Source organism: Thiocystis violascens DSM 198 (genome assembly GCF_000227745.2).
Taxonomy (GTDB): domain Bacteria; phylum Pseudomonadota; class Gammaproteobacteria; order Chromatiales; family Chromatiaceae; genus Chromatium; species Chromatium violascens.
This window is the reverse complement of record NC_018012.1, coordinates 45905-63365: the sequence shown is the minus strand read 5'-3', so window position 1 is coordinate 63365 and position 17461 is coordinate 45905. Positions and strand designations below refer to the sequence as shown.

Here is a 17461-nt window from a genome sequence, read left to right as displayed (position 1 = left end):
GAATTTTTCGATGTCGCTTCGACTTGTGGCGATCTCCCAGTCCATTTGATTTTTCAGGAGGTTCCATGCGGTTGTCCGAATTACTGCGAACCAAGATGATCAACGCGGGTCACGACTTGCACGGTGGGGAACTGCGGCGGGTGCTCGGTCCCCTGGATCTCACGCTGCTCGGGATCGGCGCCATCATCGGGGCCGGCATCTTCGTGCTGACGGGCGTCGCGGCGGCAACCCAGGCGGGTCCAGCCATCGTCCTGTCCTACCTGGTCGCTGGTATCGCCTGCGCCTTCAGTGCCCTGGCCTATGCCGAACTGGCCGCCTCCGTCGGCGGTTGCGGGAGTGCCTACGGTTATAGCTACGCGGGACTCGGCGAGATCGTCGCCTGGATCATCGGCTGGGATCTGATCCTCGAATATGGCGTGGCGACCTCGGCGGTCGCCATCGGCTGGTCCGGCTATGTCAACAACGCTCTGGCGGCGGTTGGACTGGCCCTCCCGGAGCTTTTGACGAAGGGGCCGCTGGAGGGCGGGCTGGTGAATCTGCCGGCCGCGCTCATCGTGTTGATCCTGGCGGCGCTCCTGAGCCTGGGGGTGCGCGAGAGCGCGCGCTTCAATGCGATCATGGTGGTGGTCAAGCTGATCGCCATCACGATTTTTATCCTGGTGGCTGCGTCCCATGTCCAACCCGCCAACTGGAGTCCCTTCATGCCCTTTGGCTGGAACGGGGTCATGGGCGGCGCGGCCCTGATCTTCTTCGCCTATGTTGGTTTCGATGCCGTCTCGACCGCCGCCGAGGAAGCGCGCAATCCCCAGCGTGACCTGCCCATCGGGATTCTGGTTTCGCTTGGAGTCTGTACCCTGATCTATATCGTGGTCTCGGGGCTGCTCACGGCGATCATAGCCTATCCCAGCCTCAACGTCGGCTCCCCGGTCGCCGATGTGATGCTGCGGCTCGGCTATCCCTGGGCCGCCGGACTGGTCGCGGCCGGGGCCATCGCCGGTCTGACCACCGTCATGCTGGTGCTCTATTACGGCCTGGTAGTGCCCTTCTCTATATGATTTCACGAATGAGCTTTAACTGAGAGAGTGCTATTATAATGATGGACAAAATGCCAAATAGCTCCAATATGGTTCTCAAGCTTTTTTGAGAAAGAAAGTGCTTTTCGTACGAGCCTGGAAATACGTTGCCTGAGTGTGCAGTTGTATCGTTCGATATGATTTGTCTTTCCCGATTCCTTACCGACAGCGTAATGACGGAATTCTGGAAAAACGGATTGATAAGCTTCCCAAAAATCGGTGTAGAAATCGGCCAATTCTTGATAATCGCGTGGCAATGAATTCCATAATCCTTGCGCACCCTTAATGCCACGAGATCCGATATAAAGTCCGACAACATATCCAGAGTCACGATCTTTCGCGATCCAAACCCATTGTTTTTCATCTTTTTTCAAAACAAATGACCACAGTTCGTCGCACTCGACAACCAGTCGAAAATCAGACAACTTTGGCACGTTTAATTGGCGCGGAACGCCCTCGTATTTTTGATTGACATAGATTTGCAACCAGGATTCAGAGACATTTGCAACACGCGCGATACCAGCAAGCGCAATCCGTTCAAGAAGCAGTCGATCGATCAGCGATTTGGTCTCTTCAGAAATCGCTGAAACTAAGGGGTCAATCACGAATTGACGGCCACATTCCCGACAAAGATGGTTTTGCTTTCCGGTTGCATTAAATCCATTCTTCACGATCTTGGTGGTGTTGCAAGTTGGGCAGTGATTCATGTTTGAATAAATCCAGTCAGATTTTAGATCCTATAGATTGGGGCACTACCTACGGCCTGACGCGCGTGTTCCTGGCGATGTCGCGCGACGGGCTGCTGCCACCGGTTTTCGCCCGCGTGAACTCACGGAGCCATACCCCAATTCGGGTCATCGTGGTGAGCGGGTTGTTGATGGCAGCGGTCGCGGGCTTGACACCCATCGGCGAGGTCGCCGAACTGGTCAATATCGGCACCCTCGCCGCCTTCTTTCTGGTGTGCATCGGCGTAGTCAGCCTGCGCGCGACGCATCCCGATCTGCCGCGGCCTTTCAAGACACCCTGGTCGCCGGTCGTCCCCCTGCTTGGCGCGATCTCCTGCCTTTATCTGATGCTGAATCTGCCGCTCGTGACCTGGCTACGTTTCGGGTTGTGGCTGGCGCTGGGGCTCGTGATTTATTTCATGTATTCGCGCCGCCACAGTGCCTTGGCGGCCGTCGAATCTTGAACGGAGAGTCTCTGCAAGACGTCATGGTCGGGTCGGAGAACCTGTCGATCTTGATCATCGTTCCGGCCAGCACCGATCGGCCGATGGTCCGCGCAGCGGACCCTACCGTAGGGTCCGCTGCGCGGACCGAACGACGGTGACCGAAACGACGATCAACGCCCGAATGTCGTTAGAATAGCGCCAACGCCCGCCACACCTCGGTACTCCGTGAACGAACTTCCCCTGACCGGCCTGTTTTTCGCCCTGTTCGTCCTGATCGCGCTCTCGGCCTTCTTTTCCGGCTCCGAGACCGCGCTCCTCACCATGAACCGCTACAAGCTGCGGCACCTGGCCGACCAGGGCCATCGCGGCGCGCGGCGCGCCCGCAAGCTGCTCGACCGCCCCGACCGGCTGATCGGACTCATCCTGCTCGGCAACAACTTCGTCAATACCATGGCCTCGGCCCTGGCCACCATCATCGCGCTGCGCCTCGGCGGCGAGGCGGCGATCGGCCTCGCCGCTGGCATCCTGACCCTGGTGATCCTCGTCTTTGGCGAGGTCACGCCCAAGACCTACGGCACGCTCCATCCAGAGCGCCTCGCCTTTCCCGCCGCCTATGTCTATGCGCCGCTGCTCAAGGTGCTCTATCCCATCGTCTGGTCCGTCAATCTCGTCACCAACGGACTGCTGCGGCTGATGGGGATCGCCCCCGAAGGCGGTTCGAATACGGCGCTAAGTCGCGAGGAACTGCGCACCGTGGTCAGCGAATCAGGCGCCATGGTCCCGGAGCGCAGCCGCGATATGCTGCTGGCGATCCTGGATCTGGAACACGCGACCGTGGAAGACATCATGATTCCGCGTCACGAGGTCGAGGGCATCGACCTCCAGGACAGCGAGGACGAGATCCTCCAGGCCATCCGCAACGCCGGCTATACCCGCCTGCCGCTGTTCGACGGCGGCGTCGATAACGTCATCGGCGTCTTTCATGCCCGCAACGCCCTGCATGCCCTGCTGGAGAAGGGTCTGGACAAGGAGCATCTGCGCAAGATCGCGCGCGAACCCTACTTCGTGCCGGAGGGCACGCCGCTCTATCAGCAACTGCTCAACTTCCAGCGGCTGAAGCGGCGCGTGGCGCTGGTGGTGGACGAGTACGGCGATTTCCTTGGACTAATCACTTTGACCGATCTGCTGGAGGAGATTGTCGGCGAGTTCACCACCGACCCTTCCGACAGCATCGAGGAGATCCATCGCGCCGAGGACGGCAGTCTGCTAATCGACTGCGGTATTGGCTTGCGCGATCTGAACCGCGCGCTGCGCTGGGAGCTTCCGACCGACGGCCCCAAGACCCTCAACGGCCTGATCCTCGAATACCTGGAGACCATCCCGGAGCCGGGCACCAGCCTCAAGCTCCACGACCATCCGCTGGAGATCATCCAGACCGCCGATTCAGGGGTGAAGACCGTCAAGGTCATTCAGCGCACGCTGCGCAAGGGGCGGCGTTGAAGCGCGCGTCCGCGTGGCTTGCCGCACTGTTTCGCGTGAGCCCGACATGGCTGCAATCCATGGTCATCGCGAGACGATGACCAGAATCCGACGCCTGTTGGTCAACGCTCAGCCGGCGTGATCTCCAGCAACACCTCATCCGGATTCACCGCATCGCCCTTGATGACGAACATGGCGGTGACCGTCCCGGCGATGGGCGCCTGAATCTCGGTCTCCATCTTCATCGCCTCGGTGATCAGCACCGGCTGACCGGCCGCCACCGTATCGCCTTCCTTCACCAGCACGTCGACGATGTTGCCGGGCATCGAGGTGGCGACATGGCCGGGCTGAGTGGGCTTGGGACGCTTGCCGGCGATGGCTTTCTTGACCGCGCCCTGGGCGCCGCCCGTCAGCACCAGTTCGTCGAGCGTCTCGACCACCACCTCTTCCGGGATGCCATCGATGGCGAAATAGAAATGACGTTCGTCCTGACTCTTATGTCCCGTGCCTGTCACTTTGACGTGATAGGTCTCGCCATGGACGGCGATATTGAACTCGGTGGGCGCGGTGCGGGGGCCAGCGCCGCTGGGTAGCGGCTCCAGCGGTTCCGGATGCAGGGTGCCGGCGGCGCGATGTTCCAGGAAAGCGCGCCCGATCTCCGGGAACATGGCATACGTGAGGGCGTCTTCCTCGGAGATTGCGAGTTCGCCGATATCGTGGCGGAGTCGCTCCATCTCCGGTGTCAGCAGGTCGGCCGGGCGGCAGTCGATCAGGTCCTCGTTGCCGATGGCCTGCTGCTGAAGGGTCGGGTTAATCGCGCCCGGCGCGCGTCCGTAGCGCCCCTGCAGATAGAGCTTCACCTCGTTGGTGATGGTCTGGTAGCGCTTGTCGGTCAGGACGTTGAGCACCGCCTGGGTGCCGACGATCTGCGAGGTTGGCGTCACCAGCGGGGGATAGCCGAGATCCATGCGTACTCGCGGAATCTCTTCGAGCACCGCGTTCATGCGCTCCAGCGAATTCTGTTCCTTCAACTGGTTGGCCAGATTGGAGATCATGCCGCCGGGCACTTGATTGACCTGGACCCGGGTGTCCACGCCGGTGAAGTCGCTCTCGAACTGGTGGTACTTCTTGCGGATCTGATAGAAATACATCCCGACTTCCTGGATCGCCTCCAGGTCCAGGCCGGTGTCGTAGTCGGTGCCGCGCAATGCGGCGACCAGACTCTCGGTGGGCGGGTGCGAGGTGCCGCCAGCCATCGATGAAATGGCGGTATCCAGGGTATCACAGCCGTTCTCGATGGCCTTCAGATGGCACATATCGGCCAGACCTGAGGTGGCGTGCGAGTGCAGATGCAGCGGCAGGTCGACGCTATCCTTCAGCGCCTTCACCAGCTCGGCCGTGACATAGGGCGTCAGCAGACCCGCCATGTCCTTGATGGCGATGGAGTCGCAGCCCATGGCCGCCAGTTCCTTCCCCAACTGGACGAAACCGGCCACGGTGTGAACCGGACTGACCGTGTAGCAGATGGTGCCTTGGGCATGCTTGCCGGCGGCCTTGGTGGCCTCGATCGCCGTCTTGAGATTGCGCGGATCGTTGAGTGCATCGAAAATGCGGAACACATCCATGCCGTTCTGGGCAGCACGGGCCACGAAGGCGCGTACCACGTCATCGGAATAATGACGGTAGCCAAGCAGATTCTGGCCGCGCAGCAGCATCTGCAGGCGAGTGTTCGGCAGCGCCTCGCGCAGCTTGCGCAGACGCTCCCAGGGATCTTCCTTCAGGAAGCGCACGCAGGCATCGAAGGTCGCGCCGCCCCAGCATTCCAGCGACCAGTAGCCGATGGCGTCCAGCTTGGGACAGATCGGCAGCATGTCCTCGGTGCGCATGCGCGTCGCGAGCAGCGACTGGTGGGCGTCGCGCAGGACAACGTCGGTAATGTTGATCTTTGGCATGATGTCAATCTCGGAAAGCGAGGCAATTGGTTAGTTGGATGTCTGGATCTGGGTCTGCTCGGTCGAACGGGCCGGCCCGTCAGGTCAACTGTCGCGGAAACTCAGGCGCCAGCACGGACTGCGTCCGCTCACCCTCCGGGGTATGAAAGCGGAGCGCGCCGGTCTCGTCACACTGCCAGACCTCTAGGGCGCCCGCCTCGAAGTACAGCGTCCGCTTGGTCGCCAGTTCGCGATTGGTGTTGCTCCCCGAGAGCACCTCGATACAGATCTCGGGCGCCAAACCTTGATCGGCCAGCAGGTCAGCCTCGCGGTCCCGGGAGTACCAGACGACATCGGGCGTCTTGGTGCCCAGTCGCGTATCGATCGCGAACTCCGGCGCGGTGCGCCCCATGGGCAAACACTGGCGCAACCGCCATTCGATTTCTCCCTGCCAGATGGCATGGATGCGTTTGTGCGGCGACATGACGATCTGCCCGTATTCGTTGGTTTCGATCTTGTACGGCAAATCCTTGAGCGCGGGATCGGCGACGATCTCTGACCATTGCATATGTCTGAACTCACCTGGACGATGCGGTTGACGACGACCGCGCGCTACAAACCGGCATGCGCCGCGATCGCCGCTGCCAGCACGGCGGCGACATCCTCGCGGCGACGTTTGGTGGAATAGTCCAGCAACTCGGGATGCGTCTCCAGAAAACTGGTATCGAAGGATCCAGAGCGAAAATCGGGGTGACGCAGGATCTCCTGATAGAAGGGGATGGTGGTCTTGACGCCATAGACGCCGATGTCGCGCAGCGCGCGATGGCCGCGATTGACGACATCCTCCCAGTTCAGCGCCCAGACGATCACCTTGGCCAGCATGGAATCATAATGCGGCGGAACCGTGTAGCCGGTGTAGATCGCCCCATCGGTACGCACGCCCGGACCGCCGGGGGCGTAATAGCGCGAGATGCGCCCGAAGCTCGGCAGGAAATTGTTCTTGGGATCCTCGGCATTGACGCGGAACTGCATGGCGAAGCCGCGCCGTTGGATCTCGTGCTGCTTGAAACGCAGCGGCAGCCCGGCGGCAATGCGGATCTGTTCCTCCACCAGATCGACCCCGGTGATGGTCTCGGTGATGGTGTGCTCGACCTGGATGCGGGTGTTCATCTCCATGAAATAGAAACGCCCGTCCGAATCGCGCAGAAACTCGATGGTGCCGGCATTGGTGTAACCGACAGCGCGCGCCGCCAGCACCGCCAGGCCGCCGACATACTGGCGTTCGGCCTCGTCGAGCTGCGGCGAGGGGGCGATCTCGATCAGCTTCTGATTGCGTCGCTGGATCGAGCAATCGCGCTCGTAGAGATGCACGCAGTTGCCATGATGATCGCCCAAGATCTGAACTTCGATGTGTTTGGGATTGACCACGCACTTTTCCAGGAAGACCTCGGCGCGACCAAACGCCTTGGTGGCTTCGGAGATGACGCGCTCGTAGTTATTGCGCAGCGCATGGGCATCGTCACAGCGCCGGATGCCGCGCCCGCCGCCGCCGGAGGTCGCCTTGAGCATGATCGGATAGCCGATCTCGTCGGCGAAGCGCAGGGCCGCGTCCAGGCTCTCCAGGTTGCCGGGGCTGCCGGGCGTCACCGGAACACCGGCCTTCTGCATCGCGAGCCGCGCCTCGGTCTTGTCGCCCATGCGGGCGATCACCTCGGCGGTCGGGCCGATGAAGGTCAGTCCGCGTCGCGCGCAGGCGCGCGCCAGTTCCGGGTTTTCGGACAGAAAACCGTAGCCGGGATGCACGGCATCGCAACCGGTCGACAGGGCCAGGTTGACGATGTTGTGGACATTGAGATAGCCCGCCAGCGGATCGCTGCCCAGGCTATAGGCTTCGTCGGCCTTTTTGACATGGAGCGAATGACGGTCGGCCTCGGCATAGATGGCCGCCGAGCGGATCCCCATCTCGGCACAGGCGCGGATGACACGGACCGCAATCTCGCCGCGGTTCGCGATCAGAATCTTTCGAAGCATCGGTTGGCCTCTGAAGCGGCCGGTTCAGCGGCCGAAATCGTGGTCACGAGCAAGCTCGCAGTTTATGCTGCTATGCAGCAATATAGCCGAAAAGGAGGAGTAAGCATAGCGAGCGAGCGCGCGCGAGAAAATCAGGACGTATTTCTCGACAAGATCAAAAGCATCCCTCATAAGTATCGGTCCACCGCTCGTCGGCCATACGGGGTGAGATCGCGGGTGTCGGGAACCAGGTAGCGGACACCGTGGGAGTCCAGGATCAGGGCGCTGTGGGGGCCTAGGCGGCGCACGTCCTCTTCGGTCTTGAGGACGAAGCGAGTCGGACCGCAATCGGTCTCCACCTCCCATTCCGCGGGTTCCAGATAGCTGGAAACCTGGATCACCCGCAAGATGCGGGGGACGAATTCCCGGTGGGCGAGTTCGTCTTCCAGAGTCGCACGGACATCCGGCGGCAGGATGGCCAAGTCCTCAATGCAGCGCAGTTCCCGCCCCTCGTGGTCGCAGATGGTCACCCAGCGCCGGGGATCGCTCAACGGGTAGGCCCGTACCGGAATGGCATCCTGGTGCTCGACACCTGTGGCATCGATGTAGGTCAGTCGACCGAACGGGTTGATGCACAAGTGAAAATCGAGGGGGTGCTGGGGCGTCTTTTGACTGGTGGTCATGCCTCTACCTGTCGAGGATTTGCATTGTTGGCGCGCATTCTGTTTCCATCTCAATTCTATCGGTCAACCAGGAAAGAGGCCATGTTTCCAGGCTCCACCAAACCCGCCATCCGCTCCGTCGCCTGGTTCGATTCGATGGGGTGGATTGGCCTGCTCGCCGTCTGCGCCCTCCCGGCAATGGCGTTCGCCGCGCCACGTTTGCGCTGCACCATCGATCAGGGCGGCACAACCCAAACGGTCGAATCCGCTCCGGTCACCGACTCTTACCGCGTCGAGTCCACCGACATCAATGGACGGTTTCGTTTCAAGGCGGTGGCGGTCGGCGACGAACAGCAGGTCCGCTACGTCAAGCTCTACAGCTATTATCGAGCCAACGGGCGCTGGATGTTGTTGCATGAGGCGAGATACGAAACACCCGCGATTCAAACCGGCGGGTCGACCGACGCCCTAACCGGGCGCCATTCTCTGTACTCCCCTGGCCGGGAGCGAGAACTGCAATATGGTTGCACACTGATCGAGGCCGCCCCATGATCCCGGTTCATCGCTCGCGTCTAGCCGCGATTTTCTGCTGCGCTTGCGCTGTCTCTGGCGTTGCCATCGCGGAGAATCTGCCTCCTCCCGAACCGACCGTCACGCTCGCCATCGTCGGCGATCTCATGCTCGACGAGACGCCGGGCGAGGCGATCCGGAGCGGTCGCGATCCCTTTGCGTCCTTTGCCGCCATCCTGGACAGCGCCGACATTCGCGTGGGTAATCTCGAATGTGTCGTCGCCACCCGTGGGGAGGTCGAGCCGGGAAAGCCCTACACCTTCCGCGCCCATCCGCGCGTCTTGCAGCCGCTCAAACGGCATTTCGATGCGGTGAGCCTGGCGAACAATCATTCCGGCGATTTTGGCCCGGTTGCCTTCGGCGAGATGCTCGACCTGCTGGGACAGGCGGGCATCGGCTGGTTCGGGGGCGGCAGCGACTTGTCGCGGGCGCATCGGCCGCTGGTGATCGAGCGTCATGGCCTGCGGATCGCGCTGCTGGGTTACAACGAATTCCTGCCGCGCAGCTTCGAGGCCGATTACGACAAACCGGGGATTGCCTGGAGCGAGGATGAGCAGGTGCAACTCGATATCGCCAAGGCTCGCGAGGTCTTCCAAGCCGATCTGGTGATCCCGATCATGCACTGGGGCTGGGAACACGAGACCGCCGCCAGTCCACGTCAACGCCAACTGGCGCGCCTGATGATCGACGCGGGGGCGGACGCGGTCGTCGGCGGTCACCCCCATGTCACCCAGGACATCGAGCAGTATCGCGGCAAGCCGGTCATTTACAGCCTGGGGAACTTCGTCTTCAACGGGTTCACCGAGGCTATCAACACGACCGGCTGGCTGCTCCGACTGGATCTGGATCGCGCGGGCGTGCGTCGCTGGCGGATCGTCATCGCTCACCTCGACGCCGAGGGCATTCCTCACCCGGCCCCGTCTCCCGAAGAGGTCTGCTGGGAACGCGGACAGGAAAACCCGTTGCCCTGCGGAAATCGCTGACGGGAATCCACGCTTGGCGCGCCGGGCGCGGTTACATGATCACATGCTGCTTCGCCTGCTCCATCTGGGCATGGTAGAGCCGGTAATAGGCGCCCCGCTGCTCCAGTAGTGCCTTGTGCGTCCCGACCTCGCTGATCCGTCCGCGCTCCAGTACCACCAACCGATCGGCCTGGCGCAGGGTGCTCAAACGGTGGGCAATGGCAATGGTCGTGCGCCCCTGTGTCAGGTTGTCGATGGCGCCCTGGATCTCCCGCTCGGTCTCGGTATCGACCGAGGACGTGGCCTCGTCGAGGATCAGGATCCGAGGGTCGGTGAGCAGCGCGCGGGCGATGGAGATGCGCTGGCGCTCCCCGCCGGAGAGTGACTGGCCACGCTCCCCCACGAGCGAGTCATAGCCGTCCGGTAGACGCAGGATGAACTCATGGGCGCGGGCAGTACGGGCGGCGGCCATCACCTCGGCCCGACTGGCGCCCGGACGGCCGTAGGCGATGTTGTCGGCGATGGTGCCGAAGAACAGGAAAGGTTCCTGCAGAACGATTCCGATGTTGCGCCGGTAGGCTTCCACCGGGAAGGAACGGACATCGACGCCGTCCACCAGCAGTTGGCCCTCGGCGACGTCGAAGAAGCGGCAGATCAGATTGACGAGCGTGGTCTTGCCCGCCCCCGTGTGGCCGACCAGACCCACCATCTCGCCCGGCTGGATCGCGAGGTTGATGTCGTGCAGGACGCGCCGTGGCCCGTACTGGAACGATACGCCCCGCAGTTCGAGGGCCCCCTTGACCCGTTCCAGCGCGACCGGGTGGCTCGGCTCCGGGACGCTGGGGATACGATCCAGGATTTCGAAGACGCGGTGCGTCGAGGCGGCGGCACGCTGCACCGCTCCGACCAGTCGGCTCAGAGTGTCCAGCCGAGCATAGAAGCGGCCGATGTAGGCAATGAAGGCGGTCAGCACGCCCACCGTCACATGGTCCTGACCGACCTGCCACACCCCGAAGGCCCAGACGACCAGCAGCCCCAGCTCGGTGAGAAAGGTCACGGTCGAGCCGAAGAAGGACCAGAGCGTGTTGACTCGGGTGTTGATCGCAACCACATTCTCGTTGGCCTGATCGAAGCGCTCGATTTCGCGCCGCTCCTGGGTGAACGCCTTGACCACCCGGATACCGGGGATGGTGTCCGCCAGCACGCTGGTCATCTCCGCCCAGGCGCGACTACCGCGCTCGAAGCCGTGGCGCAGACGCGCGCGCACCGATTGGACCAGCCAGGCGATCAATGGAAACGGAGCCAGGGTGACCAGCGCCAGCACCGGATCGATCGAGAAGAGAACCACGGAGACCATCAGGATGGTCAGCAGGTCGTTGAGCAGGTCGAGCAGGCTCACCGAGAGAAAATAGCAGAGCCGTTCCGTGTCGGTGCCGATGCGCGCCATCAGATCCCCGGTGCGTTTGCCGCCGAAGAACTCCAGGGATAGGGTCTGCAAGTGCGAGTAGGTCGCGCTGCGCAGGTCGGCGGCGATGCGCTCGCTCACGACGGCCAGCACATAGGTACGGCCCCAGCCGAGTAACCAGGCGAGCAGTGCCGCACCCCCGAGACCGGCCAGGTAGAACAGGGCGAGCCCGTGGTCGAGGGGTGCGCCAGTGCTCTGGTGAGGAATCAACACCTCGTCCAATAATGGGATCGTGAGATAGGGCGGGACCAGACTGACCGCCGTGCAGGCGAGCATGAGACCGAAGCCCAGGGCGATGAGTCCGACCCGTGGACGCGCGAAACGGGTGAGCCGCCAGAGCGAACGACCGGGCGGCGGCAGCGGCGGCGCGACGCAAAAGGCGCAATCGGTCTGGCCAGAGGGAACCACTGCGCCGCAGGTGGGGCAGATGGTCCCCTGGCCTTCGCCTCCCGCGACCGCTCTGCCGCCGAGTCGGTCAATGGCGGCGGTGCATTGCGCGGCAAAGCGTTTGGCCGACGCCTGGCAGGCGGCGGTATGGCGCCAGTACGCGAGCCGCCGATCCGTCCCCAGTAGCTCCAGGAATCCCGCCTCACCACGCTGACCGGCCTGCACCTGATCCAGCTCGGCCAGCGGCCAGGACATCCAGACATCAGTGGCCCCGGTCGGATCCGGACCCAACAGCCGGCGCGGCGTTAAACACAGGAAGCCGGCGTGATAATGGAGCCGCTGATTCAGGTCAGGCACGAACCAGGCGAGTGGGAATTCTCCCGCGTCGAGTTGAGATTGAAGGGCGGCGGTCCACCAGGGCGGTAAGGGTCCGTTCGGGGCGTCCCAGGGAAGTGACGGAAGATCGGTTGGAGATGCTGGTTGGGCCAAGGGACTGTCGGGATCCATGCAAACGAGCGAGCGCCGGCGAAGCGAACGGGAGGCGCTCATGGTCGCACTTGGGGCACAGATTTTCCAGAAAAGCTGTCGATGGCAACTCGGGAGACGCTGGGCGGATTCGCGGATCTCGACTTTCGCGCGCCCCCGTCATAGCATCTCGCCGCGACCTCCCCACCCGACCTCCGTTCGCGAGTCGCTTGTGGCCCATGGAGGGTCGAGTACGGATCGCGCGACGGGCGCGCGATCCTTGCTGATCCAGGTTCCTCAGGCTTCGAGCGCCCGGCCGATGCAAGGTCGGCCATCGAGCCCGAGGGAGAACGCCCGTTCAATTGCGTGTCGGGTCAGATCGAGTGCATATCCGCAGAGTTCGTGAATTGCGCGGCCTTAACCTATGGGCCGATTTTCCCGTGGCCGAAGTCTGGCTGGATCTTTCCGACCATCCGCCTGGCGACATCCTGTGGTCGTCCGCCTATCTACGCCCGCGCCTGGGCCGGTTGCTACCGGGTCTGAAGCGACCGCGTCGACCGCCAATCAAACACGACCAGAAGCGCCACGAACGCTGGCTGACGCAGGTGCTTCTGGAGATAATCCTTGAGCTGGCCGCCCGCATCGGCAAGCGCCCCGACTTTACGCGGGTACGCCACACCTCCGAACCGGGCGTCTATCGCCTGGTTTTCCAGTCGATCGAGGGACTGCCAGCGGCGGACTGCGCCGAAACCGCGCTCGAAATCGTCAAGGCCGCCTTGGCTGGCACCCAGTGCGACGCCGAGTTCCTGCTGGAGGCATTGCGAGGCAAGGCACAAGACATTGCTCTCACGCCCACCGGCACCGCGCTCCTGACTGCCGCCCAGGCGCGCGGTATCCCGGTGCGCCGACTACCCGGCGAGTTGCTGCAATTCGGTCATGGCGCCCGACAGCGACGTTGGTTCCGCACGGTACCGGCCGAAGCCGAGCCAGCGACCCTGGAGGCGAGCCAGAACCGGGAATTACTCGACACCTTGCTGGCGGCCACCGGCTTGGGCTGCACCGATGCACCGGTCAAGGATACCCATTATCGGATTCTGGTGGCTGGACAGCGCGTGCTTGCCGCGCTCTGGTGGCAACTGGATTCCAGCGGCAACGGAATTGACCCCACAATCACGGACGTGAGCGGTCTGCTCCATGATGAGGTGCGCGCCCGCTGCCTGGACGCGGTGCGCGCCTTGGGGCTAGAAACGGCGGAGGTGCGTCTGGCAGTGCCGGACATTACGCAATCCCTGGAGTCGCAGGGTGGTCGAGTGAGCGAGGTCGTTTCCTATCCACCGCTCGATCTCTACCTCAAAGCAGTACACTCGTGCTCCATTGCCGACGCCTGTCTCGATACCCTGTTCCGACCCGGCGAGACCGGCCGCATCCCGATCGTGGCCGTGTCCGGAACCAACGGCAAGACCACCGTGACCCGCCTGATCGCCCATGGACTCGGCATCTCCGGACGCTTCGTCGGCATGACCTGTACCGACGGGATCTATCTGGGCGAGCGGCGCATCGACACCGACGACTGCGCCGGACCCAAGAGCGCCCGGCTGGTGCTGCTCAACCCCCAGGTGGAGGCGGCAGTGCTGGAGACCGCCCGGGGCGGCATCCTGCGCGAGGGTCTGGGTTTCGACGCCTGCGACGTGGCGGTGGTCACCAACATCGGCGAAGGGGACCATCTAGGATTGGGCTGGATCGACACCGTCGCGGAGCTGGCCGAAGTCAAACAGACCCTGGTGCGCGGAGTCGGTCCAGAGGGGACCGCCGTGCTGAATGCCGACGACCCCCTGGTCGCCCGGATGGCCAGGCATTGCCGGGGTGACGTTTTGTTCTTCGCCCGCGAGGCCAGTCATCCACTGATCTTGCGCCACCGGCGGAATGGTCGGCGCGTGGCCTTCACACGGGGGTTGGACCTGATCCTGGCCGAGGGCAAGAACGAATGGACCTTGCTCCCATTAAGCCGTATCCCTCTGACCCACGACGGGCAGATTCGCTTCCAGGTCGAAAATGTCCTGGCGGGTGCGGCCGCCCTCTGGTCCCTGGGCGTCCCCTTGGAAACCCTGACCGTTGCCCTGGAGACCTTCGGGGCCGATCTGGACAAGAGTCCGGGGCGCTTCAATGTACTTGCCATCGGTGGCGCCACCGTGGTCTTCGACTATGGCCACAACCCCTCCGCGCTCATCGCTTTGATTGAGGCCCTTGGGGTCTTCCCGCATCGGCGTCGGCTGGCCGTCTATTCCGCCGCCGGGGATCGACGCGACGTGGACCTGATTCGTCAGGGCGAGATCCTGGGCCACGCCTTCGACCAGGTCATCCTCTATGAGGATCACTACACCCGTGGACGTCAGCCGGGCGAGATTATGTCGATCTTCAATCAGGGATTGGCCCTAGGCAAGCGGGTGCGCGAGATCCAAACCATCCACGGCTGGCAGAATGCGGTGGAGTCGGCGCTGTGGCAGGCACAGCCAGGGGATCTGCTGCTGATCCAGGCGGACGTGATCGACGAGACCGTCGATTTTGTGCGCGCCCACCTCGCGGGGAATGCAGCGCTGCGGGAACTGCCGTTGCTCCGAACGACGCTGACAGCCGCGTCCGCGCGGGATCCCGCCGTGTTGATGGGGCAGGCGTGAGGCGGATCCGCGCCGACCGCTCGGGAGGCGCTCCAGGTTGAGCGGCCAGCCGAAAGGCGGTTTCGTCGGGAAAGGGACAAGATTAACAGGATTTTTCCGGAAAACGCCTAACCAACCGCGCCGTCTGACGGCGCATCAGGAACTCCAATGCTGACCATCCAACATCAATGGGTTTTGCGGGGCCCCAACATCTGGGCTCATTTCCCGGTCATCGAACTGCGACTGGACCTGGGTGAAATCAGAGACACCTCGTCCGAGGAGATTCCGGGATTCAATGATCGGCTCAAGTCCTGGCTACCGTCGCTGATCGAGCACCGTTGCAGCGTCGGCGAACGGGGCGGCTTCTTTCAGCGGCTGGACCGGGGCACCTACATGGCGCATATCCTGGAGCATGTCTCCCTGGAACTGCAAACCCTGGCCGGCACCCCGGTGGGCTATGGTCGCGCCCGCGAAACCGAGGAGGAGGGAGTCTATAAAGTCGCCATCGAGTACGAGGAAGAAGCCTTGGGCCTAGCCGCGATCGCAGTGGCCCACGAGTTGATCCTCGCCGCCATCCACGACGCCCCATTCGAGGTGACGGCTGAGCTGGAGCGTCTGCGCGACCTCTGCCATGAGGTTCGGCTCGGTCCCAGCACCGCCGCCATCGCCAATGCCGCCCGCGCCCGCGGCATTCCCGTCCGACGCGTGGGATCCGAGAATTTGCTGCAACTAGGCTGGGGTCGCCGCCAGCGCCGCGCCTGGACCGCCGAGACCGACCGCACCAGCGCCATCGCCGAAGCCATCGCGCAGGATAAGGAATTGACCCGGATGCTGCTGCGCGCGGTCGGGGTGCCGGTCCCCGAGGGCCAGCCGGTGACGAGCGCGGAGGATGCCTGGCGGTTCGCCCAGGCGTTGGGCGCACCGGTCGTCGTGAAGCCGCGCTATGGCAACCACGGCCGTGGCGTCACCGCCAACCTGATCGGCCGCGAGCCAATCGCGGCAGCCTTTGCCGCCGCCCGGGAAGAAGGTTCGTCCATCCTCTGCGAACGCTATATCCCAGGGGCGGATCATCGTTTGCTGGTCGTGGGCGGGCGTCTGATCGCCGCCGCGCTGCGAGAACCCGCCCAGGTCGTCGGCGACGGGCGCTCCTCGATTCAGGAGTTGATCGACGCGACCAATCGCGATCCGCGCCGCAGCGCCGGTCATGCCACCATGCTGAGTCTGATCGAGCTGGACGCGATCGCGCTCGCGATGCTCGCCGAGCAGGGTCTGACCTCGGAGTCAATCCCCGCCGCCGGGCAGCGGGTGCTGCTACGCCGCAACGCCAATCTCAGCACCGGCGGCACCGCCGTGGACGTGACCGATCAGGTCCACCCGGCAGTCGCCGCCCAGGCGCTGGAAGCGGCGCGGATGGTGGGCCTGGATCTGGCGGGAATCGACATCCTGGCCGCCGATATCGCGTGCCCCCTGGAAGAACAGGGCGGTGCCGTGGTGGAGGTCAATGCCGGTCCGGGACTGCGCATGCACCTGGAACCCTCCGCCGGTCAACCGCGCCCGGTGGGCGAGGCCGTCGTGGACCTGTTGTTTCCCGAGGATACCGACAGCCGCATTCCGCTGATCGCGGTCACTGGGGCCAGCGGCGCCGACGCGACCGCACGGCTCATCGCCCACCTGATCCAGAGTCGGGGCGATCTGGTGGGCTTGGCCACTCGTGAGGGCATCGAGATCGGCAACCGCTGCATCGATCCGCGTGACGGCTCCGGCCCCGAGGCGGCGCGCACCTTGCTGATGCACCCGCGACTGGACGCGGCGGTCCTGGCATTGGCGGCTGGCTCCATCCGGCGCGAGGGGCTGGGTTTCGACCGCTGCCGCGTCGGTGTTGTCAACCAGGTCGGTCAGACACTCTCCCTGGGACAACCCGGGATCGAGACGCTGGATGACCTGGTGCGAGTCAAGCGTTGTATCGTGGAGGCAGTCGCCCCGGACGGCTGCTGCGTCCTCAATGCGGATGATCCCCTTGCGGTCGGGATGGCGGAATCCTGTCGAGGTGCCGTGATCTGGTTTGCCAGTGACCCGGAGACCCCGTCGGTGACTCCGGGGATTGGCCGAGCCGTGTTGGAGCGGGATGACTTGATCGTCCTCGCGACGGGCGATGCGGTGGAGTCACTCTTGCCGCTGGGACAGGTTGTCTGGATCGAGCAAGGGCGGGAGGAGCCCCAGATCCAGCCAATCCTGGCCGCGGTTGCCACGGCCTGGGGGCTGGGGTTGTCTCTGGACGAGATACGCGCTGGGCTGATGACGATTCCACCGTCACCAAGCCACAGCAGGTAATCACGGGGCCTGGGATCCCAAGCAGAGTCAGACTGAGCACGAGCAGGATGACATGCACCTGGCGGCGTGCGCTCAGGTGGCGGGAGATCCAGTCCGCATAGGCGTAGCCACCCAGAAGCGTGACCTGGAAGAACACCATGCAGACCGACCAGACCGCCGCCGATCCCCCGAACCAGGGCAGGATTTGCTTGGCGATCAGCGGCTGGACCAGAAACAGCAGAAAGGAGCTGGAGAAGATGGTCCCCGCGAAGAGGAACTTTGAGCCTAGGCTATGCATGGGGGATGACTGGTTCCTCGTGAA

General features: G+C 63.4%; 13 protein-coding genes. 7 read left to right on the top strand and 6 right to left on the bottom strand.

Translation table 11 applies throughout. The features are described 5' to 3' along the window. Positions 1-65 precede the first annotated feature (65 nt). On the top strand, positions 66-1055 hold the full coding sequence (locus THIVI_RS00290) for an amino acid permease (RefSeq protein ID WP_245537335.1): 990 nt from the start codon (positions 66-68) through the stop codon (positions 1053-1055). A gap of 2 nt (positions 1056-1057) precedes the next feature. On the opposite strand, the gene THIVI_RS23185 is transcribed toward THIVI_RS00290, so the two are convergent. Then, entirely contained in the window at positions 1058-1780 is a 723-nt protein-coding gene (locus THIVI_RS23185) for an IS1 family transposase (RefSeq protein WP_014776653.1), read from the bottom strand. Positions 1781-1782: 2 nt separating this feature from the next. Between THIVI_RS23185 and THIVI_RS00280 the strand changes: the two genes are divergently transcribed. Both THIVI_RS00280 and THIVI_RS00275 read left to right on the top strand, forming a co-directional pair. Then, complete coding sequence (locus THIVI_RS00280) at positions 1783-2262, top strand: APC family permease (protein ID WP_245537334.1); 480 nt, start codon at positions 1783-1785, stop codon at positions 2260-2262. A 207-nt stretch (positions 2263-2469) separates the two neighbouring features. Continuing rightward, the gene (locus THIVI_RS00275; protein WP_014776652.1) at positions 2470-3744 is read left to right on the top strand and encodes an HlyC/CorC family transporter; all 1275 of its coding nucleotides are present in this window, start codon (positions 2470-2472) and stop codon (positions 3742-3744) included. 101 nt (positions 3745-3845) lie between these two features. Here THIVI_RS00275 and oadA read toward each other — a convergent pair whose 3' ends face one another. The 4 genes from oadA to THIVI_RS00255 form a co-directional block, all read right to left on the bottom strand. Continuing rightward, complete coding sequence (gene oadA / locus THIVI_RS00270; RefSeq protein ID WP_014776651.1) at positions 3846-5675, bottom strand: sodium-extruding oxaloacetate decarboxylase subunit alpha; 1830 nt, start codon at positions 5673-5675, stop codon at positions 3846-3848. A 79-nt stretch (positions 5676-5754) separates the two neighbouring features. Continuing rightward, positions 5755-6222: a Uma2 family endonuclease gene (locus THIVI_RS00265; protein ID WP_014776650.1), complete on the bottom strand. Its 468-nt coding sequence runs from the start codon at positions 6220-6222 to the stop codon at positions 5755-5757. 44 nt (positions 6223-6266) lie between these two features. After that, positions 6267-7685, bottom strand: a complete 1419-nt coding sequence (locus THIVI_RS00260; protein ID WP_014776649.1) for an acetyl-CoA carboxylase biotin carboxylase subunit — start codon at positions 7683-7685, stop codon at positions 6267-6269. 167 nt (positions 7686-7852) lie between these two features. Beyond that, positions 7853-8347, bottom strand: a complete 495-nt coding sequence (locus THIVI_RS00255) for a cyanophycin metabolism-associated DUF1854 family protein (protein WP_014776648.1) — start codon at positions 8345-8347, stop codon at positions 7853-7855. 81 nt (positions 8348-8428) lie between these two features. Here THIVI_RS00255 and THIVI_RS00250 point away from each other — a divergent pair, with 81 nt between their 5' ends. Both THIVI_RS00250 and THIVI_RS00245 read left to right on the top strand, forming a co-directional pair. Further along, complete coding sequence (locus tag THIVI_RS00250; protein WP_014776647.1) at positions 8429-8878, top strand: hypothetical protein; 450 nt, start codon at positions 8429-8431, stop codon at positions 8876-8878. Further along, positions 8875-9879 carry a CapA family protein gene (locus THIVI_RS00245; RefSeq protein WP_014776646.1) on the top strand — a complete coding sequence of 335 codons (1005 nt, stop codon included), beginning with the start codon at positions 8875-8877 and terminating at the stop codon, positions 9877-9879. Before THIVI_RS00250 ends, THIVI_RS00245 begins: the two co-directional genes overlap by 4 nt. A gap of 31 nt (positions 9880-9910) precedes the next feature. Here THIVI_RS00245 and THIVI_RS00240 read toward each other — a convergent pair whose 3' ends face one another. Further along, positions 9911-12199, bottom strand: coding sequence for a cyanophycin metabolism-associated ABC transporter (locus THIVI_RS00240; RefSeq protein ID WP_245537333.1), 2289 nt, complete (start codon positions 12197-12199; stop codon positions 9911-9913). Between the two features lie 416 nt (positions 12200-12615). Here THIVI_RS00240 and THIVI_RS00235 point away from each other — a divergent pair, with 416 nt between their 5' ends. Continuing rightward, positions 12616-14850, top strand: a complete 2235-nt coding sequence (locus THIVI_RS00235) for a Mur ligase family protein (RefSeq protein ID WP_245537332.1) — start codon at positions 12616-12618, stop codon at positions 14848-14850. Between the two features lie 147 nt (positions 14851-14997). Continuing rightward, positions 14998-17160 (top strand): cyanophycin synthetase, encoded by a 2163-nt coding sequence (locus THIVI_RS00230; RefSeq protein WP_014776643.1) that lies wholly within the window; start codon positions 14998-15000, stop codon positions 17158-17160. The last annotated feature ends 301 nt before the right edge of the window (positions 17161-17461 follow it).

Coding starts and splice junctions, on each gene's coding strand:
- THIVI_RS00250 (WP_014776647.1), top strand. CDS start 8,429: ATGTTTCCAGGCTCCACCAAACCCGCCATCCGCTCCGTCGCCTGGTTC.
- oadA (WP_014776651.1), bottom strand. CDS start 5,675: ATGCCAAAGATCAACATTACCGACGTTGTCCTGCGCGACGCCCACCAG.
- THIVI_RS00265 (WP_014776650.1), bottom strand. CDS start 6,222: ATGCAATGGTCAGAGATCGTCGCCGATCCCGCGCTCAAGGATTTGCCG.
- THIVI_RS00255 (WP_014776648.1), bottom strand. CDS start 8,347: ATGACCACCAGTCAAAAGACGCCCCAGCACCCCCTCGATTTTCACTTG.
- THIVI_RS00290 (WP_245537335.1), top strand. CDS start 66: ATGCGGTTGTCCGAATTACTGCGAACCAAGATGATCAACGCGGGTCAC.
- THIVI_RS00230 (WP_014776643.1), top strand. CDS start 14,998: ATGCTGACCATCCAACATCAATGGGTTTTGCGGGGCCCCAACATCTGG.
- THIVI_RS00245 (WP_014776646.1), top strand. CDS start 8,875: ATGATCCCGGTTCATCGCTCGCGTCTAGCCGCGATTTTCTGCTGCGCT.
- THIVI_RS23185 (WP_014776653.1), bottom strand. CDS start 1,780: ATGAATCACTGCCCAACTTGCAACACCACCAAGATCGTGAAGAATGGA.
- THIVI_RS00260 (WP_014776649.1), bottom strand. CDS start 7,685: ATGCTTCGAAAGATTCTGATCGCGAACCGCGGCGAGATTGCGGTCCGT.